General features: G+C 64.1%; 31 protein-coding genes and 1 tRNA gene. 9 read left to right on the top strand and 23 right to left on the bottom strand.

All coding sequences use genetic code 11. From position 1 onward, the window contains the following. Window positions 1–22: 22 nt before the first annotated feature. Window positions 23–1,000 carry an iron exporter MbfA gene (mbfA, locus tag C8J30_RS05005; protein WP_110804619.1) on the bottom strand — a complete coding sequence of 326 codons (978 nt, stop codon included), beginning with the start codon at window positions 998–1,000 and terminating at the stop codon, window positions 23–25. A 153-nt stretch (window positions 1,001–1,153) separates the two neighbouring features. Here mbfA and C8J30_RS18535 point away from each other — a divergent pair, with 153 nt between their 5' ends. The 3 genes from C8J30_RS18535 (at window position 1,154) to pncB (ending at window position 3,316) form a co-directional block, all read left to right on the top strand. Next, complete coding sequence (locus tag C8J30_RS18535; protein ID WP_181420775.1) at window positions 1,154–1,312, top strand: hypothetical protein; 159 nt, start codon at window positions 1,154–1,156, stop codon at window positions 1,310–1,312. Window positions 1,313–1,401: 89 nt separating this feature from the next. Continuing rightward, on the top strand, window positions 1,402–2,007 hold the full coding sequence (pncA, locus tag C8J30_RS05000) for a bifunctional nicotinamidase/pyrazinamidase (RefSeq protein ID WP_110804618.1): 606 nt from the start codon (window positions 1,402–1,404) through the stop codon (window positions 2,005–2,007). 1 nt (window position 2,008) lies between these two features. Next, the gene (gene pncB / locus C8J30_RS04995; protein WP_110804617.1) at window positions 2,009–3,316 is read left to right on the top strand and encodes a nicotinate phosphoribosyltransferase; all 1,308 of its coding nucleotides are present in this window, start codon (window positions 2,009–2,011) and stop codon (window positions 3,314–3,316) included. On the opposite strand, the gene C8J30_RS04990 is transcribed toward pncB, so the two are convergent. From C8J30_RS04990 to dapF, 7 genes are all read right to left on the bottom strand, one after another. Next, window positions 3,313–4,785, bottom strand: coding sequence for an inorganic phosphate transporter (locus C8J30_RS04990; protein ID WP_110804616.1), 1,473 nt, complete (start codon window positions 4,783–4,785; stop codon window positions 3,313–3,315). The genes pncB and C8J30_RS04990 overlap by 4 nt on opposite strands. Before the next feature lie 97 nt (window positions 4,786–4,882). Beyond that, window positions 4,883–5,329 carry an NUDIX hydrolase gene (locus C8J30_RS04985; RefSeq protein WP_110804615.1) on the bottom strand — a complete coding sequence of 149 codons (447 nt, stop codon included), beginning with the start codon at window positions 5,327–5,329 and terminating at the stop codon, window positions 4,883–4,885. Beyond that, window positions 5,326–6,297 (bottom strand): phosphotransferase enzyme family protein, encoded by a 972-nt coding sequence (locus C8J30_RS04980; RefSeq protein WP_220033698.1) that lies wholly within the window; start codon window positions 6,295–6,297, stop codon window positions 5,326–5,328. Before C8J30_RS04980 ends, C8J30_RS04985 begins: the two co-directional genes overlap by 4 nt. After that, window positions 6,297–7,559, bottom strand: coding sequence for an aminotransferase class III-fold pyridoxal phosphate-dependent enzyme (locus C8J30_RS04975; RefSeq protein WP_110804613.1), 1,263 nt, complete (start codon window positions 7,557–7,559; stop codon window positions 6,297–6,299). Before C8J30_RS04975 ends, C8J30_RS04980 begins: the two co-directional genes overlap by 1 nt. Continuing rightward, a complete protein-coding gene (gene arfB, locus C8J30_RS04970) occupies window positions 7,552–7,974 on the bottom strand; it encodes an alternative ribosome rescue aminoacyl-tRNA hydrolase ArfB (RefSeq protein ID WP_110804612.1) in 423 nt (140 codons plus the stop codon). Before arfB ends, C8J30_RS04975 begins: the two co-directional genes overlap by 8 nt. Before the next feature lie 91 nt (window positions 7,975–8,065). Further along, on the bottom strand, window positions 8,066–9,325 hold the full coding sequence (mtaB, locus tag C8J30_RS04965) for a tRNA (N(6)-L-threonylcarbamoyladenosine(37)-C(2))-methylthiotransferase MtaB (protein WP_110804611.1): 1,260 nt from the start codon (window positions 9,323–9,325) through the stop codon (window positions 8,066–8,068). Then, on the bottom strand, window positions 9,322–10,155 hold the full coding sequence (dapF, locus tag C8J30_RS04960) for a diaminopimelate epimerase (RefSeq protein ID WP_110804610.1): 834 nt from the start codon (window positions 10,153–10,155) through the stop codon (window positions 9,322–9,324). Before dapF ends, mtaB begins: the two co-directional genes overlap by 4 nt. A 105-nt stretch (window positions 10,156–10,260) precedes the next feature. Between dapF and C8J30_RS04955 the strand changes: the two genes are divergently transcribed. The 4 genes from C8J30_RS04955 to C8J30_RS04940 all read left to right on the top strand — a co-directional run bounded on the left by C8J30_RS04955 (window position 10,261) and on the right by C8J30_RS04940 (window position 12,487). Further along, window positions 10,261–10,336: transfer RNA gene (locus C8J30_RS04955), tRNA-Lys, on the top strand. A gap of 474 nt (window positions 10,337–10,810) precedes the next feature. Next, complete coding sequence (locus C8J30_RS04950; RefSeq protein WP_110804609.1) at window positions 10,811–11,557, top strand: TIGR04255 family protein; 747 nt, start codon at window positions 10,811–10,813, stop codon at window positions 11,555–11,557. After that, the gene (locus C8J30_RS04945) at window positions 11,550–11,849 is read left to right on the top strand and encodes a hypothetical protein (RefSeq protein ID WP_110804608.1); all 300 of its coding nucleotides are present in this window, start codon (window positions 11,550–11,552) and stop codon (window positions 11,847–11,849) included. The genes C8J30_RS04950 and C8J30_RS04945 overlap by 8 nt, the downstream gene beginning before the upstream one ends. An 8-nt stretch (window positions 11,850–11,857) precedes the next feature. Beyond that, window positions 11,858–12,487, top strand: coding sequence for a hypothetical protein (locus C8J30_RS04940; protein WP_110804607.1), 630 nt, complete (start codon window positions 11,858–11,860; stop codon window positions 12,485–12,487). A 103-nt stretch (window positions 12,488–12,590) separates the two neighbouring features. Here C8J30_RS04940 and C8J30_RS04935 read toward each other — a convergent pair whose 3' ends face one another. The 6 genes from C8J30_RS04935 to C8J30_RS04910 all read right to left on the bottom strand — a co-directional run bounded on the left by C8J30_RS04935 (window position 12,591) and on the right by C8J30_RS04910 (window position 14,494). After that, entirely contained in the window at window positions 12,591–13,136 is a 546-nt protein-coding gene (locus tag C8J30_RS04935; protein ID WP_110804606.1) for a hypothetical protein, read from the bottom strand. Window positions 13,137–13,211: 75 nt separating this feature from the next. Next, entirely contained in the window at window positions 13,212–13,448 is a 237-nt protein-coding gene (locus tag C8J30_RS04930) for a hypothetical protein (protein WP_110804605.1), read from the bottom strand. After that, window positions 13,448–13,669 carry a hypothetical protein gene (locus tag C8J30_RS04925; RefSeq protein ID WP_110804604.1) on the bottom strand — a complete coding sequence of 74 codons (222 nt, stop codon included), beginning with the start codon at window positions 13,667–13,669 and terminating at the stop codon, window positions 13,448–13,450. Before C8J30_RS04925 ends, C8J30_RS04930 begins: the two co-directional genes overlap by 1 nt. Beyond that, entirely contained in the window at window positions 13,666–13,926 is a 261-nt protein-coding gene (locus C8J30_RS04920) for a hypothetical protein (protein ID WP_110804603.1), read from the bottom strand. The genes C8J30_RS04925 and C8J30_RS04920 overlap by 4 nt, the downstream gene beginning before the upstream one ends. Continuing rightward, window positions 13,923–14,162: a hypothetical protein gene (locus C8J30_RS04915; protein WP_110804602.1), complete on the bottom strand. Its 240-nt coding sequence runs from the start codon at window positions 14,160–14,162 to the stop codon at window positions 13,923–13,925. The genes C8J30_RS04920 and C8J30_RS04915 overlap by 4 nt, the downstream gene beginning before the upstream one ends. 17 nt (window positions 14,163–14,179) lie before the next feature. After that, window positions 14,180–14,494, bottom strand: coding sequence for a hypothetical protein (locus tag C8J30_RS04910; protein ID WP_110804601.1), 315 nt, complete (start codon window positions 14,492–14,494; stop codon window positions 14,180–14,182). 106 nt (window positions 14,495–14,600) lie between these two features. On the opposite strand from C8J30_RS04910, the gene C8J30_RS04905 reads away from it, so the two are divergent. Then, on the top strand, window positions 14,601–14,852 hold the full coding sequence (locus tag C8J30_RS04905) for a helix-turn-helix domain-containing protein (RefSeq protein ID WP_220033697.1): 252 nt from the start codon (window positions 14,601–14,603) through the stop codon (window positions 14,850–14,852). After that, window positions 14,845–15,270, top strand: coding sequence for a hypothetical protein (locus tag C8J30_RS04900; protein WP_110804600.1), 426 nt, complete (start codon window positions 14,845–14,847; stop codon window positions 15,268–15,270). Before C8J30_RS04905 ends, C8J30_RS04900 begins: the two co-directional genes overlap by 8 nt. Before the next feature lie 162 nt (window positions 15,271–15,432). Here C8J30_RS04900 and C8J30_RS04895 read toward each other — a convergent pair whose 3' ends face one another. The 9 genes from C8J30_RS04895 to C8J30_RS04850 all read right to left on the bottom strand — a co-directional run bounded on the left by C8J30_RS04895 (window position 15,433) and on the right by C8J30_RS04850 (window position 23,417). Then, window positions 15,433–15,690 carry a hypothetical protein gene (locus C8J30_RS04895; protein ID WP_110804599.1) on the bottom strand — a complete coding sequence of 86 codons (258 nt, stop codon included), beginning with the start codon at window positions 15,688–15,690 and terminating at the stop codon, window positions 15,433–15,435. Between the two features lie 65 nt (window positions 15,691–15,755). Beyond that, window positions 15,756–17,951: a hypothetical protein gene (locus C8J30_RS04890; protein WP_110804598.1), complete on the bottom strand. Its 2,196-nt coding sequence runs from the start codon at window positions 17,949–17,951 to the stop codon at window positions 15,756–15,758. A 308-nt stretch (window positions 17,952–18,259) separates the two neighbouring features. Next, entirely contained in the window at window positions 18,260–19,369 is a 1,110-nt protein-coding gene (locus C8J30_RS04885; protein WP_110804597.1) for an AAA family ATPase, read from the bottom strand. Then, the gene (locus tag C8J30_RS04880; protein ID WP_110804596.1) at window positions 19,366–20,226 is read right to left on the bottom strand and encodes a DUF7146 domain-containing protein; all 861 of its coding nucleotides are present in this window, start codon (window positions 20,224–20,226) and stop codon (window positions 19,366–19,368) included. Before C8J30_RS04880 ends, C8J30_RS04885 begins: the two co-directional genes overlap by 4 nt. A gap of 94 nt (window positions 20,227–20,320) precedes the next feature. Then, window positions 20,321–20,512, bottom strand: a complete 192-nt coding sequence (locus C8J30_RS04875; protein ID WP_110804595.1) for a hypothetical protein — start codon at window positions 20,510–20,512, stop codon at window positions 20,321–20,323. Continuing rightward, entirely contained in the window at window positions 20,509–20,730 is a 222-nt protein-coding gene (locus C8J30_RS04870; RefSeq protein WP_110804594.1) for a transcriptional coactivator p15/PC4 family protein, read from the bottom strand. The genes C8J30_RS04875 and C8J30_RS04870 overlap by 4 nt, the downstream gene beginning before the upstream one ends. Continuing rightward, window positions 20,727–21,083 (bottom strand): hypothetical protein, encoded by a 357-nt coding sequence (locus tag C8J30_RS04865; RefSeq protein ID WP_110804593.1) that lies wholly within the window; start codon window positions 21,081–21,083, stop codon window positions 20,727–20,729. Before C8J30_RS04865 ends, C8J30_RS04870 begins: the two co-directional genes overlap by 4 nt. Before the next feature lie 351 nt (window positions 21,084–21,434). Then, window positions 21,435–22,148, bottom strand: a complete 714-nt coding sequence (locus C8J30_RS04855; protein WP_146227863.1) for a hypothetical protein — start codon at window positions 22,146–22,148, stop codon at window positions 21,435–21,437. 33 nt (window positions 22,149–22,181) lie between these two features. Then, on the bottom strand, window positions 22,182–23,417 hold the full coding sequence (locus C8J30_RS04850) for a tyrosine-type recombinase/integrase (RefSeq protein WP_110804590.1): 1,236 nt from the start codon (window positions 23,415–23,417) through the stop codon (window positions 22,182–22,184). Between the last annotated feature and the right edge of the window lie 99 nt (window positions 23,418–23,516).

Below are 23,516 nucleotides of genomic sequence, written 5' to 3'. Positions count from 1 at the left end.
TTCTTGGCCGAAATACGCCCTTTCAACCGCCGCCAATCAGCGCCCCCGCCGCAAAGACAAGCGCGCCGCCCACCACCACCTGCAGCACGGCGCGGAAGAAGGGGGTTTCCATGTAGCGGTTCTGAATCCACGCAATCGCCCACAATTCGACGAAGACGATCACCATGGCGATCGCCGTCGCGGTCCAGAAATCCGGGATCAGATAGGGCAACGCGTGGCCAAGCCCGCCCAGCGCCGTCATCACGCCCGAGGCGAGCCCACGTTTCAGCGGACTTCCGCGCCCCGAGATCACCCCGTCGTCATGCGCGGCCTCGGTGAAGCCCATCGAGATCCCGGCACCGACCGAGGCCGCAAGACCGACGAGCAGCGTCGTATGGGTATCCTGCGTCGCGAAGGCCGTGGCGAAGATCGGCGCCAGCGTCGAGACCGAGCCATCCATCAACCCCGCCAGCCCCGGCTGCACCCAGGTCAGCACGAATTGCCGATGCGCCGAGGCGTCTTCCTCGGTCTTCGCCGCGCCGCCCAGATTGTCCTCGGTCAGGTTCTCGGCATGGCGTTCGTGCCGCGCCTCGGCCGCGGCCAGATCACCCAGAAGCTTGCGCGTCGCCGCATCACTCGTGCTTTTCGCGGCGCGAACGTAAAAGGCGCCCGCGGTGCGTTCCATGTCTTCCGCCTCGGCCCGGATCGCGTCCAGCGACAGGTTGGCGGAAAGCCACATCGGCTTGCGCGCATAAAAGCCCGCCACATGTTCGCGGCGGATGAGCGGGATCACCTCGCCGAACCGCGCCCGATGTCGCTCGATCAGGGCCTGACGGTGGCCGTCTTCCTCGGCGGCCATACCGTCGAAGACGGCGGCGCTGGCGGGGTAATCGGCACGCAGACGCTCGGCGAAGCTGCGGTAGATGCGGGCATCGTCTTCTTCGGAAGAAATGGCGAGGGCCAGAACCTCGCGTTCGGAGAGCTCGGAAAAACGGCGGCGAGTGGCGAGTGCGGAAAACATGGCGGCCCCATTTTAGAACAATTCCAACTTAGGCGAAGACCTCGATCATGCAACCGAAAAATGTGAACCGTCCAGTTCAATTTACCCTTGAAGATCTGAACGACTCGGTTCATATAAGCGATGTAAACCGATTGGTTTAGATTGGAGATCAACATGAAACGCTTCTTCCTTGGCCTCGCGCTTGTCACGATGACCGCGTCTGCCGCCGCGGCCGGAGGCATGAGCTTCGACCTTCCGCGCCTCGACTTCCCGGGTTCGGGCGCCGATGTCACCCAGACCTGCAACCTGCTGACGCAAGCTTGCGGCCAATAAGCGCCCGCAAACGCCGTGCCACGAATGGTTGACCATGCCGCCCCTGCACCCTACGCATGGGCGGACAGGTTAACCGAACGGGGGACAGCATGGCCGGAACCGGCGAAGCGCTGATCGTCATCGACATCCAGAACGACTTCTGCCCGGGCGGAGCCTTGGCGGTGGCGGGCGGCGACGAGATCATCCCTCGCGTCAATGCGCTGATGACCGAATTTCCCGTGACCGTGCTGACGCAGGATTGGCACCCGGCCGATCATGCGTCTTTCGCGGAAAATCACCCGGGCGCCGCGCCGTTCTCGCAAATCACCCTGCCTTACGGCGCGCAGACGCTCTGGCCCGCGCATTGCATGCAGGGCAGCAAGGGCGCCGATTTCCATCCGGGGCTGCGCACCGATGCCGATCTGATCCTGCGCAAGGGGTTTCGGCGCGCCATCGACAGCTACTCGGCCTTCTTCGAAAATGACCGCACCACCCCCACCGGCCTTGCGGGCTATCTGCGCGAGCGCGGCATCACGCAGCTGACCTTTGTCGGGCTGGCGCTGGATTTCTGCGTGGGCTGGTCGGCAATCGATGCGGCGAAGCTCGGCTTCACCACCCGCGTTCTGGAAGGTGCCTGCCGGGCCATCGATCTGGGAGGCTCGCTCGCGACCGCGCGGGGCCAGATGATCGCCGCGGGCGTGGCGCTGGAGCCCTGAGATGGTCGATATCGCCACCCGCGTCTACAATCACCGCTGGCAGATCGACCCGATCATCCGCTCGCTGATCGACACCGATTTCTACAAGCTGCTGATGTGCCAGTCGGTGTTCCGCCACCGCCGTGACACGCAGGTCACCTTCAGCCTGATCAACCGCACGAAATCCATCCGCCTGGCCGATCTGATCGACGAGGGCGAATTGCGCGAGCAGCTGGATTACGCCCGCGGACTGCGGCTGACCCGCGGCGAAAGCACCTGGCTGCGCGGGAATACCTTTTACGGCAAGCGGCAGATGTTCCGCCCCGATTTCATGGAATGGTTCGAGGCCTTCCGCCTGCCGCCCTATCACCTTGAAAAGCGCGACGGTCAGTATGAGCTGACCTTCGAGGGCAATTGGCCCGAGGTGATGATGTGGGAAATTCCGGCGCTGGCGATCTTGATGGAACTGCGCTCGCGCGCGGTGCTGCACGGAATGAAGCGCTTCGAATTGCAGGTGCTTTACGCTCGCGCCATGACCCGGGTCTGGGAAAAGATCGAGCGGCTGAAGCGGATCGAAGGGCTGAAGATCGCCGATTTCGGCACCCGGCGTCGACACGGCTTCCTGTGGCAGGACTGGTGCGTGCAGGCGATGGTGGAAGGTCTGGGCGATGCGGCGCAGGGCGGCTGTTTCACCGGGACGTCGAATTGCCTGATTGCGATGCGCCGCGATCTGGAGGCCGTGGGCACCAATGCACACGAGCTGCCGATGGTGATGGCCGCGCTGTCGGACACCGACGAGGAATTGCGGCAGGCGCCCTATCGCGTGCTGGAAGACTGGCACGAAGAGCACGACGGCAATCTGCGCATCATCCTGCCCGACACCTACGGGACCAAGGGGTTCCTGCAGCGCGCCCCCGACTGGCTGGCCGCCTGGACCGGGATCCGCGTCGATTCCGGCAACCCCTTTGAAAGCGCCGAGACTGCAATTGCGTGGTGGGAATCGCGCGGCGAAGATCCGACGAAGAAGCTGGTGATCTTTTCCGACGGGCTCGATGTCGCGCAGATCGAGGCGCTGCACGCGCATTTCCGCGGCCGGGTGAAGGTCAGCTTCGGCTGGGGCACGCTGCTGACCAACGATTTCCGCGGGCTGGTCGAGGAAGACGAGCTGTCGCCCTTCAGCCTGGTGTGCAAGGCGGTGGCGGCAAACGGGCGCCCGACGGTGAAACTGTCGGACAACCCGGAAAAGGCCACCGGCCCCGATGCCGAGATCGCGCGCTATCGGCGCGTCTTCGACGTCGGCGCGCAGACCGCGACGCCAGTCGTCGTTTAACCGTCGAGCGCGTTCATCAGCCAGTAAAGCCCGGCCGACAGCACCGCGGAAGCCGGCACGGTGATGATCCAGGCCGCGACGACCGTGGTGATGTGCGAGCGCCGCACCAGCAGGCGGCGCGAGCGTTCCTCGGCCGGGACCACCTTGCCCTTTTGCAGCCCCAGAAGCCGCGCCCGGCGTTCGGCGTGCCATTCGCGGTAGAAACCGACGCCGAAGACGCCACCGACAGCGATATGGGTCGACGAGACCGGCAGGCCAAGCCATGAGGCCACGATGACGGTGATCGCCGCCGAAAGCGCCACGCAATAGGCGCGCATCGCATTGAGCTTGGTGATCTCGGAGCCCACCAGCTTGATCAGCCGCGGCCCGAAGAGGCTGAGGCCCACCGAAATCCCGAAGGCGCCGACGGCCATGATCCAGAACGGCACCTCGACCTTGTCGGCCAGCGTTCCCTCGCGCACCGCATGGACGATCGCGGCCAGCGGGCCGACAGCATTGGCCACGTCATTCGCACCATGCGCAAAAGACAGAAGCGCCGCCGAGACAATGAGCGGCATCGTGAAGAGTTTCTTCAGCGATTTCTTGCGGTTCTCGGCGCCCTCGGATTGGCGGCGCACCAGCGGCACCGAAGCCTTCCAGGCCGCGAACCCGAAGGCGATCCCCGACAGCACCGCCGTGCCAAGGCCGATATCGACAAGCTTCGACACGCCCTTGAGCGCCAGATAGGTCGCGAAGGTGCCCGACATGATGCCGATCAGCACCGGCACCCATTTGCGCCCCGCCGCAATCTTGTCCTCGACATAGATGATCTTGGCCTTGATGAAGGCGAGGAAAAGCGCCGCGAAAATGCCGCCCAGGATTGGCGAAATCACCCAGCTGGCCGCAATCGCCCCGATCGCCCCCCAGTTCACCGAGGCAAGCCCCGCCGCCGCCACCCCGGCGCCGACGACGCCGCCGACGATCGAATGGGTGGTCGAGACGGGCGCCCCCATCCAGGTCGCCAGATGCAGCCACAGCGCCGAGGCGAGCAGTGCCGCCATCATCGCCCAGATGAAATGCGCCGAATCGGGCAGGGCATCGGGCGACAGGATCCCGGTCGAGACGGTCTTGACCACATCACCGCCCGCAATCAGCGAGCCCGCGATCTCGAAGATCGCGGCAATGATCAGCGCCCCCCCCAGCGTCAGCGCATTGGCACCGACCGCCGGGCCCATGTTGTTGGCGACGTCGTTCGCGCCGATGTTCAGCGCCATGTAGGCGCCGATCGCCGCGGCAAACACCACGATCAGCCCCCCCGGATGCGCGCCCATCAGGATGCCGGCAAACACCCCCGCCAGCACGATGAAGGCCAGCCCCAGCCCCGGTGCCACCAGCGGTCGGGCCACGAATTGCGTCGCCTCCTCCAGGAGGCCGATGCGACTCAGGTCCTTGTCGAGCGTCTTGAACTGGTTGATGGGCGGTGTGGCCACGGTAGGTCCCCTGCACGACACCCGTCACACATTCGACAGGTATCCGTTACGTTCGCGCGTGGGTTAGACCTGATGCCCGGCCATGGCAATGCGACGTTCACGAAAGCGTGCGCAAGATCTGCTTCAATTCGCGTTCCTGCACCCGTTTCGCCGCCGCCTTGGGTGAGACGAATTGTCGCGCCCTGCGACCGACCTCGGGATAGTCGTCATCCAGCCCTTCGACCGTGACGACGAAGCACAGCACCTTGCACCGCTGCTCAAGCCCGTTCTTGCGCCGTTTCGTGTAGTGAAAGGCGCCGATCGGATCGCCATTCACATGGCCGCGCACCCCCGCCTCTTCCCAGGCTTCCCGCAGCGCCGCCTCGGCCAGCGTCTTGCCGCGCATCGGCCAGCCCTTCGGCACGATGCAGCGCTTGGTATCGAGCGAGGAGACCAGCAACACCTCGGCCTGCTTGCCCTCGCCGCGTCGGCAGAGCGCCGCGACCTGCAGCGCCTCGGGGCGGTGACCCAGCAGATTGCGCAGAAACGGGGGCAGGCCGATCATCCGATCTCTCCCCAAGGGCTGTCGCCCGCCAGCAGCATCCGTGCCAGCGCCACCGCACGATAGGCATAGGCGCGCTGGCGACGGGTGTCGTCGGGGGCGCGTGTGACGACCCAACCGGCCGAGACGAAGCTGCGCAGGGCAAGGAAAAGCGGCAGCAGTTCCAATTGATTAACAGTCAACTGTCTTCGGCTGCGATAGCCCGCGACCAGACGCCGGGCATGTTCGGGCAAAAGCGGATCGCCCCAGCTTTGCACCAGCGCCGAGGCCAGATCGTAAAGCCGCCAGCCCGGCCCGCTGTCGTCGAAATCGATCAGCCGCAGACCCTGCCGCGTGATCATGGCGTTCGAGCGCAGCGTGTCGGCATGGATCGGGCCGAAATCCTGCGCAAGCGGCAGCAGGTCCAGCGCCCGTGTTCGCGCGGCAAACAGAATCGCGCTTTCCTCGGGCGTCAGCGTCGGCGCCTCCCAGAACCGGCCGAGCCGCGGGGCGTTGCCCAAAAGCGCCTCGGCATCCCAGCCGGCGCGCGGGAAAGGCACGGGACAGGCCCCCGCGTCGGTCGCATTGTGCAGATCGGCGATCAGCGCGCCGAAGTCTTCGGCCTTGGCCAGCACGGCAGAATTTTCCAAAGGCGCGACGGCCTCGCCCATCGGCCGCCCCTCGATCCAGCGCAGGCAGGAAAAGGTGAGCCCCTGCACCTGTGCGACCCAGGCCCCATTCGCCGCCGGGATCGGTTCGGCCACGGCCACGCCCCGGTCGCAGAGCCGCGCCGACCAGGCCAGCTCCGCCGCGATTGCCTGCGCATCCTGATAGCCGGGACGGTGCAGCCGCAGCGCCGCCTTGGTGCCGGTCGGAAGGATCGTGCCGAAGACGATGTTTTCCGACCGCCAGATCAGTTGCAAGGGCGCGCCCATGCACAGCCAGGCGCGTTGCGCCTCGGCAGCGATCTCATAGGCGTCGGCATCGTCCATCATGCGGGGATCTTTCGCAAAATGGTATCGAGGGTCGCGACCAGTTGCGCAGCATTCGCGCGCGAAAACGGCATCGGCGGGCGCATCTTCAGGATATGCTGACCCCGCCCGACCCGGCCCAGAAGAATGCCTTCGTCCTTCGCCGCTTCGACCACCCGACCACAGAAGTCCGTGGCGGGCTGCCCGTCGCAGGCGAATTCGATGCCGAAGAACAGACCGAAGCCGCGGGTATCGGCGATCAGCGGATGGCGCAATTCGCGCAGAAGGCCCAACGCATAAGACCCGACGTCGCGGGCGTTTTCGACCAGCCCCTCTTGCTCGATCACATCGAGGACGGCGCTCGCGGCGGCGCAGGACACCGGGTTCCCGGCAAAGGTGTTGAAATAGCCAAAGGCGTTGCGGAACGCCGCCATCACTTCAGGCCGGGCGATCACCGCAGCGACCGGATGGCCATTGCCCATCGGCTTGCCGAGGGTCACCACATCGGGCGCAAAGCCCAGAAACTCATGGCCCCACCAGTGCGATCCAACCCGCCCAAAGCCCGGCTGCACCTCGTCGCACAGGATCAGCCCCCCGGCCTTGCGCACCACCTCGACGGTCGGATCAAGGAACCCGGGGCCGATGCCCGGCGTCCCCTCATTGGCAAAGATCGGGCAGAGCATGAGGCCCGCAAAGCCATGCCCCGACGCCTCCAGATCGGCAATCGCCGCCGCCACTCCCTCGGCGAAGGCCTGCGGCTGCGCGGCAATCGAGCCGCCCAAGGGCGCCAGACTGTCGGGCGCAGGCACGCGGCGGATATGGGGCGGGTAGCCACCAATCGGCGGGCGGCGGGTCGAGAGATGCGCAACGGCCGTCGTATTGCCGTGATAGGTGTTGTCGGTCGCGATCAGCCCGGTCTTGCCGGTCATCGCCTGCGCCATCCGCAGTGCGACATCATTCGCCTCCGACCCGGTGCAGGTCATCAGCATCTGGCTCAGGCCATGGCCGAATTTCGCCACCAGCCGCTCGCCATAGTCCAGAATGCCCTCGTGCAGATAGCGGGTATGGGTGTTCAGAACCGATGCCTGCCGCGCGATCGCCTCGACCACCTTCGGGTGCCCATGACCGACATGGGCAACGTTGTTGTAGCAGTCGAGATAGCGCCGTCCGGTCTCGTCAAAAAGCCAGACCCCGTCGCCGCGCACGATCTGCAACGGGCGTTCGTAAAAGGTCGGCACATTCGGGCCAAGCAGCCGCGCGCGGCGGGCCAGCAGATCATTCATCGTCGCCCACCCTGCCCCGCAGCGCCTTGACTTCGCCCCGCACCGTCTTTGCCGCCAAACGGCGCCGCTGACTGCCGAGCGTCGGCTTCGTCGCCACCCGCCGCTTTGGCGCCACCAGCGCCGCGCGGATCAGTTCCACCAGCCGCTCCCGCGCCAATTCGCGATTGCGCAACTGGCTGCGGGTTTCCTCGGCCCGAATGACAATGGCGCCATCCAGCGTCCATTTCCGCCCGGCCAGCCGCTTCAACCGCGCCTTCACCGGCACCGTCAGATGTGGGCTGCGCTCGGCCTCGAAGCGCAGTTCCACCGCGGTCGAGACCTTGTTGACGTTCTGCCCCCCCGGCCCCTGCGAGCGCGTGAAGCTTTCCGACAGTTCCCAGTCGGCAATCGCCAATGTGTCATCGATCCACAGCATGGAGCCAACCTAAACACCGATTCGAAAAACAAAAGACCCGCAGCTTTCATCTTGCCAAAAATACCTCGGGGTGCGGGGCAGCGCCCCGCTCTCAGGCCAGCAAACGGGCACCATCGTGACCGGAAATGCGCAAGGACATCACCGTGCCCTCCGGCATATCGCGGTCAAACGACACTTCGGTGAAATATTCGGTCCGCCCGAGCCGCGGCCCCTCGGTCAGCACCTGTCGCGTCTGACCGACTTCTGCTGTCAGATGCCGCACCAGGGCCGCATCGCCCGCCGCCCGCAGCCGGGCCGCGCGCTCCTTGATCAGCGGCCCCGCCACCCGCGGCATCCGCGCCGCGGGCGTGCCCTTGCGGGCCGAGAACGGAAACACATGCAGGAAGGTCAGGCCGCAGTCCTCGACCAGCTTCAGCGAATTGGCGAACATCTCTTCGGTCTCGGTCGGAAACCCGGCGATGATGTCGGCGCCAAAGACGATGCCGGGGCGCAGCCGCCGCGCCTCTTCGCAAAACGCAATCGCATCGTCGCGCAGATGCCGCCGCTTCATCCGCTTCAGGATCATGTCGTCGCCATGCTGCAACGACAGATGCAGATGCGGCATCAGCCGGGGCTCGGTCGCGATCGCCAGCATCAGGTTTTCATCCGCCTCGATGCTGTCGATCGAGGAAATCCGCAGCCGCGCCAGATCGGGCACCAGCTTCAGGATTCGCATCACCAGATCGCCAAGCCGCGGCGCGCCCGGCAGATCGGCGCCCCAGGAGGTCAGATCGACCCCGGTCAGCACCACCTCGGCAAAGCCGCGGTCCACAAGGCGCTTGATCTGCTCGACCACCACCCCCGCGGGCACAGACCGCGAATTGCCACGCCCGAACGGAATGATGCAGAAGGTGCAGCGATGATCGCAGCCGTTTTGCACCTGCACATAGGCGCGATGCCGCCCGAAGCCATCGATCAGATGACCCGCGGTCTCCTTCACCGAGAGGATGTCATCGACCATCACCCGCTCGGTTTCCCCAATGAAATCCGCGCCTTTCGGCGCCAGCGCCGCCCAGGTCTCGGGCTGCATCTTTTCATGGTTGCCGACGACGCGGGTCACCTCGGCCATCGCGGCAAAGGTCTCGGGCTCGGTCTGTGCGGCGCAGCCGGTCACGATGATGGCCGCACCGGGGTTTTCGCGCGAGAGCTTGCGGATCTCCTGCTTGGCCTTGCGCACCGCCTCGGCGGTGACCGCGCAGGTGTTCACGACGACCGCGCCCGAAAGACCGGCCTGCGCGGCCAGCTCTTTCATCGCCTCGGTCTCGTAAGCGTTCAGCCGACAGCCCAGCGTCGAGAAAACCGGCGGTTTCATAGGGCGGCAAGGAAGGCGGGGGACAGCTGCGCCTCGAAGACCAGCGCGGTCGGGCCGGTCATCCAGACGCCATCCTCGCGCCAGTCGATCTCCAGCCGCCCGCCGTCGACATCGACAATCACCTGCCGCCCGGTCAGCCCGCGCAGATGCGCCGCGACCGCCGTGGCACAGGTGCCCGAGCCGCAGGCGAGCGTGATGCCCGCGCCGCGTTCCCAGACCCGCATCCGCAGATGATCGGGGCCGACGAGCGAGGCAAACTCGACATTCGTGCGTTCGGGGAAAAGCGGATGATGCTCGATCTTCGGACCCAGCCCCGAAACATCGGCAGCTTCGGCATCCTCGACGAAGAAGATGCAATGCGGATTGCCCATGCCCACCGCGATCGGCGCGCCCGTCAGGGGCAGCGCCAGCGGATCGGCGGTCACGGGAATCGCGGCGGCGTCAAGAATCGGGGCGCCCATGTTCACCGACACGAGCCCATCCGCGCGCCGCTCGGCCGACAGTCGGCCCCGCGCCGTGGTCAGCGTCACGCGCTCCTTGCCCAGATCGCGCATCATCAGATCCGAGACGCAGCGCGTGGCATTGCCGCAGGCGCCCGCCTTCGAGCCATCGGAATTCCAGAATTCCAGCGTGAAATCCGCGCCCTCGGCGGGCAGAATCACCGCAAGCTGGTCGAAGCCGACGCCGCGATGCCGGTCACCCAGCGCCCGCGCAAGCGCAGGCGTCACCGGATTTGCGCCGCTGCGCGCGTCGATCACCACGAAGTCGTTGCCAAGGCCATGCATCTTCAGAAAGCGCAGGCCGGTGTCGGAAAGGGGTCTGTTGTCCATGCGCGCCCTCTACACCCGGAAACCAGTTTTTTCCAGTGCTGCGATTTTTTCGCGCTTTGGCCCTTGACCCCCCCGGCGCAGGCCTTTAGAGAGCGCCGCAGTGATGGGCCGTTAGCTCAGTTGGTAGAGCAGCTGACTTTTAATCAGCGGGTCGCAGGTTCGAATCCTGCACGGCTCACCATCACTCTCCTTGTTAAATCAAGGCCTTGGACCCGCGCTTCGGCGCGGGTCTTGGTCGTGGTTTTGGGGCTGGGGGACAGATGGGGGACAAATCCCGAATCGCCCACCTGCCGTGATTACTTCGAGAGAACGGCAAGCATTCGTTCATCCGGCCGCGACTTACAGACGACGGAGCGCGTCCTAATCTAGGCAATCTAGAAACCTGAGGCGGCGGTCAGACCTGTTGCAGCCATGCCCGGCTTGTACGACACGCGCTGTCCGCGCGCGCTATCCGCCAGATGGCCGCTGAACAGCCCGAGCCCCCGCGACAAGCAGAATCATTGGCCGGTGTGCGCGGTCGTGTTACCGCGTGGTTGCTAAACACTTCAGCAATGCGCTTGAGGTATTGACTCGGGAGCCGTTTGGAGTCCTGCGCGCTTGTCCCAGATTCGAGGGCGAGTTACATTGTGATTCGACGTAGAGGAAGCGTTCGCCAATGGATAAGTTGCCCCTGAGATTGGAACGCGAGCCCCTTGTGGACGCTCTGTTCGAGGTTCGCCTCGGGCCCAATTCGCTTGCTGACATTCTGCCCGGCTTCCTATTCCACGATTTGCCCGCACCGAAGCCGCAAATCACGCGCCTTCCGGCCGCTGAGTTCCCGCAACCCATGCGGGCAAGCGACCCCGCCCTTCAGTTTGCACCTATCCTGCGGATGGACTGGGGTGACTATGTGATTTCGGTCGGCGATCGAAACGTAATCATCAGTTGCAAGCTGCCCTACAAGAAGTGGTCACACTTCAAATCGGTCATCTTGGACCTCACCGCCAGGATCGGCAAAGTGGGCGCTCCCGGAAAGGTCGAGCGTTATTCGCTCAAGTACGTCAACTTGATCCAAGCACCGTCGCTGGCTGAGCAAGTTTCCAAGATCAAGATGTCGATTACCTTGGGCGAGGTAGAAGTGAAGGGTGACCATACGACCCTTCAAGTTCACCGCCACGAAGACGGGATCATCCACATCTTGTCCGTCGTTATTGGCGCCGAGGGCCAAATGCCCGACGGCAAGATAGTGGCTGGAGCTGTAGTGGACGTTGACTCGATCAGAAATGTTGACGTGGCGGACCTTGCCACCTTTGCGGCGAGCCTTGAGCAAGGGCTTGAGGAGCTTCGGCAAGCCAACAAGCGAAAATTCTTCACCTGCCTGAATCAGGCGACAATTGATGAAATGGGGCCAGTCTATGAATGAGATCCTGAAGCCTCGTCCGATGCCGATGAACTTCGCGGTGATCGGTTTGTCTGCGGCAATCGCGGCCGGAACGGCTACTTGGCCTGTGCGTGATACTCCCGCCTATGTGACGCTGCGGGACGGCTCCACGTTCAGCTACTTCGAAAAATCACTTCGGTACGGCTCGACGGCCCAAGACTTTGCCGACGGCGTTGCCCGTATCTATGCGTCCCTGCTTCAAGGCCAAGAGCCTCTTGGTGCCGAGTTTGAGGCCGTCTGGGATGCAAATGTGGCTGATCTTTACGAGTCCTGACCGAACGCATGAATCTGGACGCCGAGACTCTCATCCAGCAGATTCCGTACTATCTCAGTGCTCAGGACCAAAAGGCCCTGCTTGACGAGCTAACAGCAATCTCGCGCGGCGGCACCGCCGAATATCTGCTCAGCACGTATCGAGACTCGTTCAAGGAAGTGATGCTCCAAGGTGACGGCTGGAGCGGCCTTCAATTGTTTCTGTTCGACACCGGCGACCGCAAGTCGGTTCGGGGCATCGTGCTGTCCAACTCCTGCGATGTGGACCCCGAAAACCCACGCGATGTACCGGCTCGCGTGATCTTCGCGCCATTGGTCAAGCTGGCGGCTTTCAAGACCGTGCTTGACGCTAGCGGGATCGGCGCCGAACGCATTGCCGCCAAGATTGCAGCGATCAAGGCCCAGAAGACGACCAACATCTTCTACCTTCCTGCTGGCGGGCCTCTGAAAGAGGACTATGTCGTCCGCTTTGACGACGCCCATAACATGCCCGTTGCCGCGCACACCAAATCGGCAGACCGGGAAAAGCTGTTCACCCTGAGCAACACGGGCTTCTATATGTTCGTGCTCAAGCTGTCAGTCCACTTCTGCCGCCTTCAGGAGAAGGTCAATCGAAAGCCAGCAGAGGCCGCCACCTGAAGCTGTCTCACATTGACTTGGCCCAGTCGCGGAACCGTCGCCACCACATCACACCGTGCTCTAGGTTGTAAGCCTTCTCGAAATGCAGATGCGTGCGACGACCTCAATGCTTCAGCTCTAGGGCGCCGATAGACTTCGGATTGGGCCACAAGCGCCCACCCCGCGCGATCACCAGCGGCGGATCCGTCGGAAACGACCGGATGTCGAACCACTTGAACCAGGTGCCATCCGTGTTTGCCTTGTTCCCGCACCGCAGCGGGTAGCCGTTCATCGCGTGACGGATGAGCGCCGCACGGAAGGCGCGCAGGTCGATCAGCCACCACAGGTCGAGGCTCACCCCGTCGTCTCCCGCGTGCCCGTAGAAAAGCCAGTCGCCTTCGCCGTTCACGACCTTCTCAAGCTCGGTCATGGCGCCGGAAGCCACCTGCGAGCGAAGGGTGAAATCGAAGGGATAGCGCGCCGCATAGCCCGGGCGCCGCACGCGCGCCGCAACCCGGATGTCTCGCCCGTCGAGCATCATCAGGTCGGTGGCGTGGCGCATATCGAGCCAGTCTGGCGCTGCACGCAGAAGATGCGCCCCGACGATACGCCGGATCGCGGGAAGGTATTGGTCCGACCATTGCCGGTTGATCGAATACTCCATGTTCATCGGTGCGGCTCGTCGCTACGGGCATCTCGCGGTGAAAGAAGGCCCGCGGAATGCGGGCCCTCAGTTGCATCAATCTCAGCCTTGCGCCGGTTCCTCGGCCAAGCCCTCGGTGCCTTCCATCACGATCCGCATCAGCATCTCGGCCACCTCGAGCGTGCTGGCAATGCCCACGTCCCGGTCGGCTTGGTTGCCGCCGCTCGTCGTGTTTTCTGCCGCAAGCCGCGCGGTGCGGATCAGCCCCGACACGAGCGTCGCGGCTTCGTCGGCCGTCGCCCAGGCGGGTTTCCCGGTCAGGTTCTTCAGGTCGAGCATCACGCCGCCTCCCCTTTCTGGTTGTCGAGCCAATGGGCGGCGCAGAGTTCCGCCCGCTCAGCCATCATCTCCATCACGAAGATCAGGTGATCCCGCTCCCCGGCAGTCAGGGGCGTATCGGCATCATGCCCAGCGAGTTCACCGGCAAGGCCGCGGAGGGCTTGCGCCCCGTTCAGCACGTCATAGGCCGCGCGCTCAGGGTTGATGGGTTTCACGGTCATTGGTCACCACCTTTCAGCATCGCCTCAGCCTCGGTCGGGGCGGGGCCATGAAGGGCCAAGATGTCGTTGAGGCTCAGGTCTTCCCCGGCCCAGTGACGCCGCGCCAGATCAAGCGCCGCATCACAGATCAGCTGCGAGTCGTGCTGCTTGTTTTCCAGCCCCGCAATTGCGGCAAAAACGATCCGCTTTTCGACGTCATCAAGACGTTCGAATTGCTCGGAAAGCCCGTGCTGTTGCGCTTCGGTGTTGTCGCTCATTGCGCACCGCCTTTCAGGGCCGAGGCGGCATCGGTCAGCAGCGCGCAGCATTTATCCATCTGGTTCATGGCTTGGATGCACGCCGCCGAAATGGCTGCGTTTTCATCGGTGCGCTCACTGTCGACGGCCATCTCGATCAGAAGGACGAGGCTGCGGGCAGCGCGGATGGCGTCGTCTGCATCGTTGATCGCGTGCAAAGGGGTATTGTTCCCCGAAGCGGGGTTCTGTTCGGTCATGGTCGTTTTCCTCCGGGTTATGCCGCCATCGCAAAGGCGGCGTTGAGTTCTGCGCGCAGGGCGTCGAGGCGCTGCCAATCGGCACCGCGCAGGCAATCCTTGCATTCCAGCGTGACTATCTCGGTGCGGATCTCTTCGACCGGGCGGGCCGTGGCAGCCGCAGCAAGGCGCCGGGCACGATTGGCGGCATGGGCCCTCATGATCGACCAAGCGCGCGACAGGGCGGCGGGGAAGAGGCCGCGAAGCCGCGAGGCGGGAAGGCGGCGACTCCACAGGTCTTGCCGGGCAAGTTCCCATGCGAGCACGAAGAGTTCGGAACGGCTGAAGGTCATGACAGTTGCCCTCGCGATACTGATAGATTATCTATAGTTGATGATAGACCGCATTTCAATATGTCGTCTATCGAAAACGATAACTATTCTATCAAAGGGGCGAAGCTTGAACGGAGAGCAGATCAGAGCGGCGCGAGCGCTGCTTGGTTGGACAGCGGCAGACTTGGCGGGAAAGTCGGGCGTGAGCTATCCGACAATTCAGCGGCTCGACGCGACGAAAGGCCCGGTTGGCGGTCGCTTCGAAACCGTTGAGGCTATCAGGAAGGCGTTTGAGGCCGAAGGAATCCAGTTTCTGGTAGATGGTCAGGTGGCTTCAGGCATAGGCGTTGCGCTTGGAAATCGAGGGGGCAATGACTGAGCGGGAAAATCCGATTCCGGAGAATAAGGATCTCGGCGCGGCAGCGCTTTCGAGCGGCGAAAGAGCCGATATCGCATACAAGACAGCACTCATCATGGAGGCAAAAGTTCCTGGATCCAAGTCGCCAGAGGCCAACGCAATCTCTTCGGCCACGACCCTTGGCAGGAACGTCTTGCATGAAGAACTCGGAAGATTCGGCTCTTGGGATGGCGCCATCTACGATTTGGACGACGAAACGCGAGACAGGTTGCTCGCTCATGCCCGCCAAGATTCAGCGTCAGCGTATTCTCTCGCAATCTTCATCGCAAAGCAGTCTGCCGAAGCATCAAGGGCTGCGCGCCGGGCCGCTCGGCTAACCACTCTTGTTCTCTGCATCAATCTCATTTTCCTCGCAGGGTTGGTTTTGCTGCTTAGCTGAGGCCCCGATAACCCTATGCCCAGCGCCGCCTCGCGCTCGCGCGCAATGATCCGCAGGTTTGGCGGCGAGTTGCACGGAAGCTTCGGCGCATTCTGCCGTTGCGCCCAGCGCCCCGATTTGTTGCCGGTCATCACGCGAGCCGCGGCAAGACTCTCGCCCGCTTCAGACGACCGGGCCGCGGAGCCGCTTGGCCTTCTTCTTACACGACGGCCGACAATAAACGGCATCCGCCCGGCGCTGCAACGGCACCGGCTCGCCGCAGACGGGGCAGGCCCAGCCGAAGGGGGTGCGCAGGTTTTTGTTGATCTGGGCGGCGCGTCGGCGGCGGTGTTTTCGGTTGCCGCACATCCACGTGTGAAAAAGCACCGTGCGCGGATCTTCGTCGCTCAACTCGATGCCGAAGGGGTCGGGCGCAGGCATGGCGGTTTCCAATTTCGGGGGCCAAAGAGGGGTTAGAGAATTGGGGCGATGATCCGCCCCAATCGTCATTGCCGCAAAGGAGTTGAGGCGGCATATCCCCCCACGGCGACCGCGTGAGCCAATGCCCGCCCGATCAGTTCCGCCTGAGCATCCGTCACCGGTTGGCCCCTCATGGCGCGCTGAATGACGATCATCGCACGGGAGGCCTCGTTGCCGCGCTTCTCGGTCAGGGCGCGGGCAATATCGGCATAGATCCCCTGCTGACGAAGCGCGATGGCTTCCTCGGTCTGGCCCGAAAGCACGGCCGCGACGCGCTTCCCGGCCTCAAGCGGCTTGCCTTGCAGCAGCACCGACATTGCCCCGGGGGCGGTCATTTTCTCAATCTGCCCCTGTACCGACTGCCGCACCGCCGTCTTGCTGTTCTGCGCCAGCGCCGCGCGCAGTTCGATCGACGTCGTTTCAGTGTCCAGCCGCTTGATCAGCGCCGCAGCATCCGCCTTGCCGAGGAGCGCGGTCATTTTGTCCTCTGCCGCGCGCGAGGTCATTTCGCGCATCAGTTTTTGTAGCTCGCGAATGTCGGTGTTCGGATCAGATGCGGTTCGCGCCACATTTGCCAGCGTGTCATCGATGTAGGACCGCACGCCCGCCTTGGCCGCATCGCGCTCTGCCTTGCTAGCCCCGGCCAACCCCGTGCGCACCGCCTCGCGGGTCGTGCCCGGGCGGAGCATGGAATAGCCAAGGTCGCTCGCCTTGGTGCGACTGATCGCATCGGCCGCGGTGTCGAGCGCGGCGCCATATTCCGGCACCAGATCCCGCACGTGCTGCCGGATCGCGCGCGACAGGCCAGAGGTCGCCCGGCCAACCGCGGTTGTCCCGCCCATCTTCCCTGCGCCGTCCGCGGCGTCCGCAACGTCGTTGAGCGCGCGGGTCACATAATCAAGCTGCCGCACGTCGGGCAGTTGCCGCAATTTCACGCTGCCGTCGTCGGCGATGTCGACAAGGATCTGCTTCGACTGCTCGCCTTCGAGCGCCATCAGGTCGTTGGCCTTGCGCCATGCCGAGGCGGGCACGCGGGCAAACATGTTCTTGAGCGCCTGCCCGCGCTCCGATGCGTAGTTGATCGGCGCAGAATAGGCGGCGTCATAGGCGGTCGAGCGCGCGGCCTCTGTGCCCTGCCGGATGCCGGACTTGATGCCCTCGGCCCCCTGCGGAGCCCCGAGGGTGCGGTCAAGCGTGGCCGTCATGTCGGCAGCTGAGGCTTTGGCCCGCTCGGTTACAGCATCGCGCACGACGCGCTGAGAGGCGCCGCCAGCGTTCACGGATGCGTCTAGGAGGGATTGCGTCGCCGGGCCAGCATCGGCCAGCATAGCCTTGCCCCCGGCGCGCTGAATGGCCGCCTCCGCTGCGGCATAGTCGTCGGCCTCAAGCGCCGTTTTCACCACCTTCGCCGCGTCGCTCGATATGCCAAGCTCACGCGCAATGGTGCTGTAGTCGATCCCCTTCAGGCGGCGAAATGCCGCCGCGCCAAGCGATGAAGCCGCAGGGGCCAGCCCGCCAACTGCGCCGCCGACGCCCGCCCCCATCAACCCGCGGTCGATCGCCGACAGCCCCCGGTCGCCGTCGTTCCCGGCACCGTAGCCCGAGATGGCGCCCTCGGTCGCGCCGAGAGCGGCGCCCGCCGCTGCGCCACGAATGGCCGTCGAAACCGCAGTCGGCCCCGCAACGCCCGCCGCAGCCGGTGCCGCAGCCATCGCCATGGGTACCGCGCCCGCGACGCCGCCCGCAACCTGAAGCGCTGTCGACTGCACCGGGCGCCGGTCCTGCATGGCTTGCTGCGTGTAGCGCGTTGCCTGCTCGGCCTTGCCGCCGAACATGGCCCCGATAGCCTCGTCGGCATATTCCCCGGCGAACGGAACGCCCTGCACGAACTTCGCCGCACGGGCCGCGACGGGGTGATCGGCGATGGCGGCGTCCTGAAAACTTGCCTGCGATTGGCTGGCCGGGGTTGCGCCCTTCATGATCTCGGCAATCTTGTCGGGGTCGCTGGTCGCATAGGCTGGCGATGAAAACGACAGCGCGCCGCCTGTGCCGCGGTAAACCCTGCCGCCGTCTTGCGTGGTGGCGACAACCTCCGGACCCTCCGGCGCCATCTGATCAGCCGCCGCGCGCATGGCCATGGCCGCAAGCCGCTTGGCCGCGCTCACATCGCCAGCGTTGTGCGCATTGCGCAGCGCGCGCATGATCTCTTCATAGGTCGCCATCTGTCAGGCTCCTTTCTGCTCGATGATGATTGCCGCGCCGGTGACCCAGCGCCGGGTACCGCGCGGCCTGCCGGGGTCTTGCGACGCGAAAGTGAGGAAGCGAGAGGCCGAGAAACCGATGCGTCGAGGGCTTCCGCCCGGCCAAAAATGCGTACGCCCGCCGCCGAATGGGCGGGTGCAACGCATAGGGGTATAAGGGGAGTGTGTCGCACCGGGGGTTGCACCCCGTTGCACGGGGGGGTGCACCGGGGGTTGAACGGGGGGTTGCACCCCCCAAAATTGGCGTTGCACCGGGGGTTGCACCCTACTCATCCGACCACCTCTTCGATGTGTTTTCGGGCCTTCGCGCCGCCGCCGTGCTCGGCAACTCGGATGCTTCCCTTCGCGAAAAGCCGCTCCATGGCCTCGCGCAGTCCGCGCGATGTGCAGCCCTCGACTCCATCCATCTTGGCGAAGAGAGACGGCGCAAAGGTGGGGCCGGGGTTGTGCGAAACATGCCGACCCTGTGCCGACGTTTCCCGCAGCAGCTTGAGAAAGACCCGCTCGGCCTTCGCTTTCGCAGCCATTCGGTCGAGAGAGCCCTCGGCCTTGGCATCGGTGACGAAGCGTCCGTCCTGCCAACGCATCGCGACAGAGAGGCCGGTTGCGCCGTAGTTGGCTTTCATCACTTCAAGGGTGCGGGCATTCGGATCCGGTTCTTCGCCATCACGTCTCACGCGCTGCAGATAGAGCCGGGAGCGAACCGAGTTGTTCCAGGCGGTCGAGCCGGAGGAGCCGCTGCCCGATGCCATCCCAGAAAGCGACGGATGAGCGAGCAAGACGATGGCCGTCTCGTATTCGATCGCCAGCCGCCTCAACATGCCGATGAACTGCCGCGCCTGAGCCCGGTTGATTTCGTCGCCGCCGAAAAGGTCGGCAAGGGTATCGAGCACGAGCAACGCGGGCCGGTCTGCGTCGAGAAAGCTTGCAAGCGCACCATAGAGGGCGGTTTCGCGAAGCTTGCGCGTCGTCGGGTCCAGATCCGCGAGCAGGGCATCACACCCGGCGAGAGACCGGAGCGACAATTGGTCGAGGTCGCAAAGTTCGAAGCTTTCCGTCTCGGCGATATTGGCGAGGCGGCGATGCAGCACCGCGCGCTCATCTTCGGCGGTGAGGAACAGCGCGCGGCCTCGCGGCACGGACAAGCCGAGCCATGGAGCGCCCAGCGCCGTTGCGATTGCCAGTTGAAGGGCGACAAGGCTCTTGCCCACGCCGCCATCGCCGTTGAGGATGGTGACGGTGTTTCCGGGCACGAACCCTTCGACGTGCCAGAGTTCTTCAGGCACAGGTTGCCCGTGCAACTCAGCGGCGCAGAAGAAGCCGCCATCGACCGGCGCCTCGGCATAGGGAATACCCTGTTGTGCCGTGATTACCTTCAAGCGGCCGTCCTCCCCTGCAACACATCGTTCCAATCGAGGCCGCGCGGCGCGGGCAACAAGGTCACCTGCCAGCCGCGGGCATAGGCGGCACCGGCAAGGGCGCGCCCAGCGCTGTCGCCTGCGTCGTCGCCATCCATCGCCACGATCAGGCGGCCGGGGCGCTCGGGCAGGCGCAACGCCTTCATGCCGGGGGCAGAGAGAGCGGCCCAGACCGTCGCAGGCTCGCCCAGAAGGCCGCTGGCGAGGCTCAGGCCGGTTTCGATGCCTTCGCACACCACAAGCGGCCCCGGCCCCATAGAGAGCGCCACCGCGCCGCCTGCGCAGGGGCCAAGCATCATCTTGGCGTTGCCGGGGATCCGCGCCCCGGTCTTCTCGAAGAAGGTGCGATGCACGGCCCCGGTGGAGACCTCGGCCACCATTGCCGACAACCACCGGCCGCTCGGCCCGTGATGCACATCTGAGGCCCAGCGCAGCGAGAGCGGCAACGGGCAGGTGATGCCACGGCCGCGGAGGTATGCCTCGCCCTTGGTGCCGGTGATCGGCCGCGCGCGGCCCCAAAGGGCGCGGGCCTTGTCGAGCTGCGCGCGTTCATAGTCGGCCCGCTTTGCATCCGCGTCGCGCTGGGCGGCCGGGTCGAGGGCGAGACGATCCGGGGGCAGGCCCGCGGCCTTGACGATTTCGCGGAAGTCGCAGCCGCCCTTGTGGCAGAAGGCCAGAAGCTTGCCGCCTTCGGAGCGCAGCGAGAGCGCGCGCTGATCCGGGCGGCGTTCGGGCTGACACACGGGGCAAGGCGCGTTGCCTTGGTGCCCGTGCCAGTCGCCCCCGAGGGCCAGGGTGATATCGCGCGCATCGATCATTCGCAGCCCTCCCCATAGGCAAGGCTTGCAAGGATGTCCGCGACCGGACCGGAGAGGCCGCACAGGCGGCGCAGGCGAGCGAGGCGCAGCGCGATCATGCGACGGCCTCCGGTTTGCGGAAGGGCAGCACGCGCGCCGAATGAAGCAGGTAGGGCGCTCCCGCCGAATAGGCGCGGGCGTAATCAATCGCTTCACGGCGGGTCGACAGCTCGGCCACGCAGTCGCCGCAGTCGGTCACCCAGAAAGTGCGCACGCCGTGGGCTTCCAGTTCCTCGATGGCGATCATGCGTCACCGCCTTTCCCGCGCGTGATGGCTTTCTGCAGCGCGGCCAGGATCTCGGGCAAAACGTCGAGGCGCAGAGCGAGGCCATGCTTGCCGGGGCGCATCTCGTCGCCGCTCAAATACCAGACGCGCAGGTTGCAAAGGCGGTGGCCCATGTACTCATCGATCGAAATCCGAATTTCCTCGCGGGAGTTCTTCCGGATCGTGGCAATCTCGGTCATGCCGCCACCTCTTGCGCGTCGAGGCGGGTCACTTGGCTGCGCAGGAAGTAAATCCCGAAGTCACCAGCGCCGTTGACCTTCTCGCCCGGGAAAAAGACGGTCTCCACTTCGAGCCCGCACTCATGCTTCAGGATGCAGACGATATCCGAGACCCGCACCAGCGAGGCGCAGAACACCGGCCCGCGCATCAACAGTTCGAGGATCTGACGGCGCCGCTTGTGCAGGATCACCGTCGAGGTTTCGCCGTTCTTGCGGGTGATCTGGTAGCGCGCGGCGCGGCGGTCTTTCGGCAAGTCCTCAACGCGGAAAATGCGCTGGGCGTTGCGCGGCGGGGTTTGGGAGCTTCTGCTCATGCTCGATCCTTTTTCTTGAAGGACCGGGGCCAAATGGCTATCTTGTCAGTGTCGCCAACAAGAATTCGCCCTCGCCCGGTCTGTGACTGAGCGGGGGTTTCTTATGCGGCGTCTCGCTTCGCGGCGGCAGTCGCAACCACGGCTTCGATTTCAGAGCGACGCCAGCGCGAGGTGCGACCGATGCGAATGGGTTGAGGGACGATGCCCTCGGCCACCCGGCGCCAGAAGGTTGCTTTCGAGCAGCCGAGGATGAATGCGCCATCGGTGTCTCGGATAAGGGGGTCTGTGCTCACCATTTCTCACCTCGCTCTTGTGACGGGATGCGCCGCCGTTCGATGAGGTGAGAATGAGTTAGGCGCCAAATTTTCGCATACGGGCAAATTCCAAGAATGGTCCGTACAAGCTTTCCTGGCTCTTTATACCGAGCGCAACCAGTTGAAGATCCTTCATAAAACGTTCCAAGGAGTCAGCCCTAAGCCTGAATTCCTCGTGCTTTGGGTGGGTACACCAATCTCGCAATCTGGTGAAGGGAACGCTGACGCCGTGCTTTGCCGCCACAAGTGAGACGGCATCACACGCGCTCATCGCCTTGGGGCCATCGTATCGTGTCAGGCTAAGGTCGAAAGCTTGATGAATGAAGATAGCCAACCCCCGCAAAAGCGCCCTCATGGCAAAGTCTTCCGATGCCTTCGGCCCGGTGCGCTGAGCGGCCTTGAAGGTGCCATGAATCAACTGGAAAGCAGCCCCCCGCAAAGTTCTCGGAACGGGACACCCCTCATAGACATTCGAACCGCAGATTTCCGCAATAATGCTTGCGGCGAAAGGCTCGCGCCCTGACATCCCGACCAGTTGATTACCAACGGCATCCTCAACGTCATAAGCCAATCCGCCGCTCGGCAATAAATGCGTCCGAATTCCGGGGCTCAATTCCACGATCCAACGCTCAAAGGTCTGGTTGCCGAGTTCAACCAAGCTCATCCCGGTGGTAGCGCAAAGCTCGCTGATGATCTCGTCAACAACCTCGGCGCCCTTGTCAAACCGTTCTTCAAGATCCTCGCTGATCATGCTGGCCGCTCCCATATAAAGGCCTCCGATCCGTCAAGATGCCGCCACTTCGCGCTCGAAGCTCAACACGTTGTCATCAAGCGCACCATCTCCCGTCACAACCTGCGCCCAGCGCGTCAGGATCTTCTTACGCTCCATCAAGAATTGAGCCCGGTTATAGACCCGCGCCACGGCGCTGGGCGCCGATCCAACCGCAGCATGGTTGAGGATGCGATCAACGATTGACTCGGGCGCGCCACGCTCCGCCATTTCAGTGGCGAAGGCGGTTCGAAAGTCGTGAAAGGTCCAGTGTGCGAAGTCTTTTGGCAACTCTCGATCGAGCGCCTTCTTGATGCTCACGAAACCTGATACCGGCGTTCTTCCTGTCGAAGAGAAAACGAAGTTACACGTCGACAGCCCCTGGCGAAGGCGCAACTCGTCGAGTGCTGCGGGCGCCAAATGGGTGATGTGCCCGTTGCCATTCTTCGTCCGCTTGCCTTCGAGGATCAGGCATGACGAGCCGAGATACACCTCGTCCCATTGAAGCCTCGCGATTTCATTGCGACGCTGCGCCGTGAGCATCAGCAGTCGGATCAACGGCCCGGTCAGGTTCGATAGCGAATAGGTAGCCTTCCAAATTTGGCGCAGCTCCTCCACGGAAAGCACGCGCTCTCGGGGCACCTCTTTGAACGCCTTCTCCAAGCCCAACCCGATATGCGACGCGGTGTAGCTTCGCGTGAAGCAGAACTTGGCAAACTTCGACAGATAGGCCTTGAGGCGGTTGGCATGCACTTTCGCCCCCGAGACCGCCTTCGCGTCTATCAAGGCCTGAAGATCCTTCCTCTCAAGCGTCGCAATGTCTTGGTCCATGTGAGCCATCAGCGCGAGATCCAGAGAGCGCCGAACAGACGCGCCGGTACGCAGATTGCTCAGGTGCATGGCGTCAAAGTTCTCTAGCGCCTGGCGCACCTTCATTGCGTTCAGAGCTGCCCGCTCCTTTTCCTCGGCGATCCGCACCGCGTCCCCGATACGGTCGACGCCCTTCATCGCTTCAATTTCGATTTCGAGGGCCATGGCGCGCGCTTCCTTGATCGAAAGCTCTGGATAGGTCCCGAAGGTGTGCTTTCGCTTGGCCCCGCCTTTGATGCGCTTTTCGAACATCCAGACGCGGCGCCCGTTCGAAGAGACGCGCAGCCGGAGGCCCGGCCGCACCGTGTCGGAAATCTCGATCCTGCCCTCGGCGGGCACGGCAACCGAGCGCACCAGAGCGTCAGTGATCTGCTTCTTCATACCAAACCTGCCTTCCCGTCACCCAAGCGATCAGAACGAGAACGAACCGCGCCGGGGGACAACTGGGGGACAAAACAAGCGCGACGGGGTGATGCGCGT

It is taken from the genome of Rhodobacter viridis (assembly GCF_003217355.1).
In the GTDB taxonomy this organism is placed as follows: domain Bacteria; phylum Pseudomonadota; class Alphaproteobacteria; order Rhodobacterales; family Rhodobacteraceae; genus Rhodobacter; species Rhodobacter viridis.
Note: the sequence above shows the minus strand (reverse complement) of the source record. Positions and strands in the feature narration are given on the sequence as shown.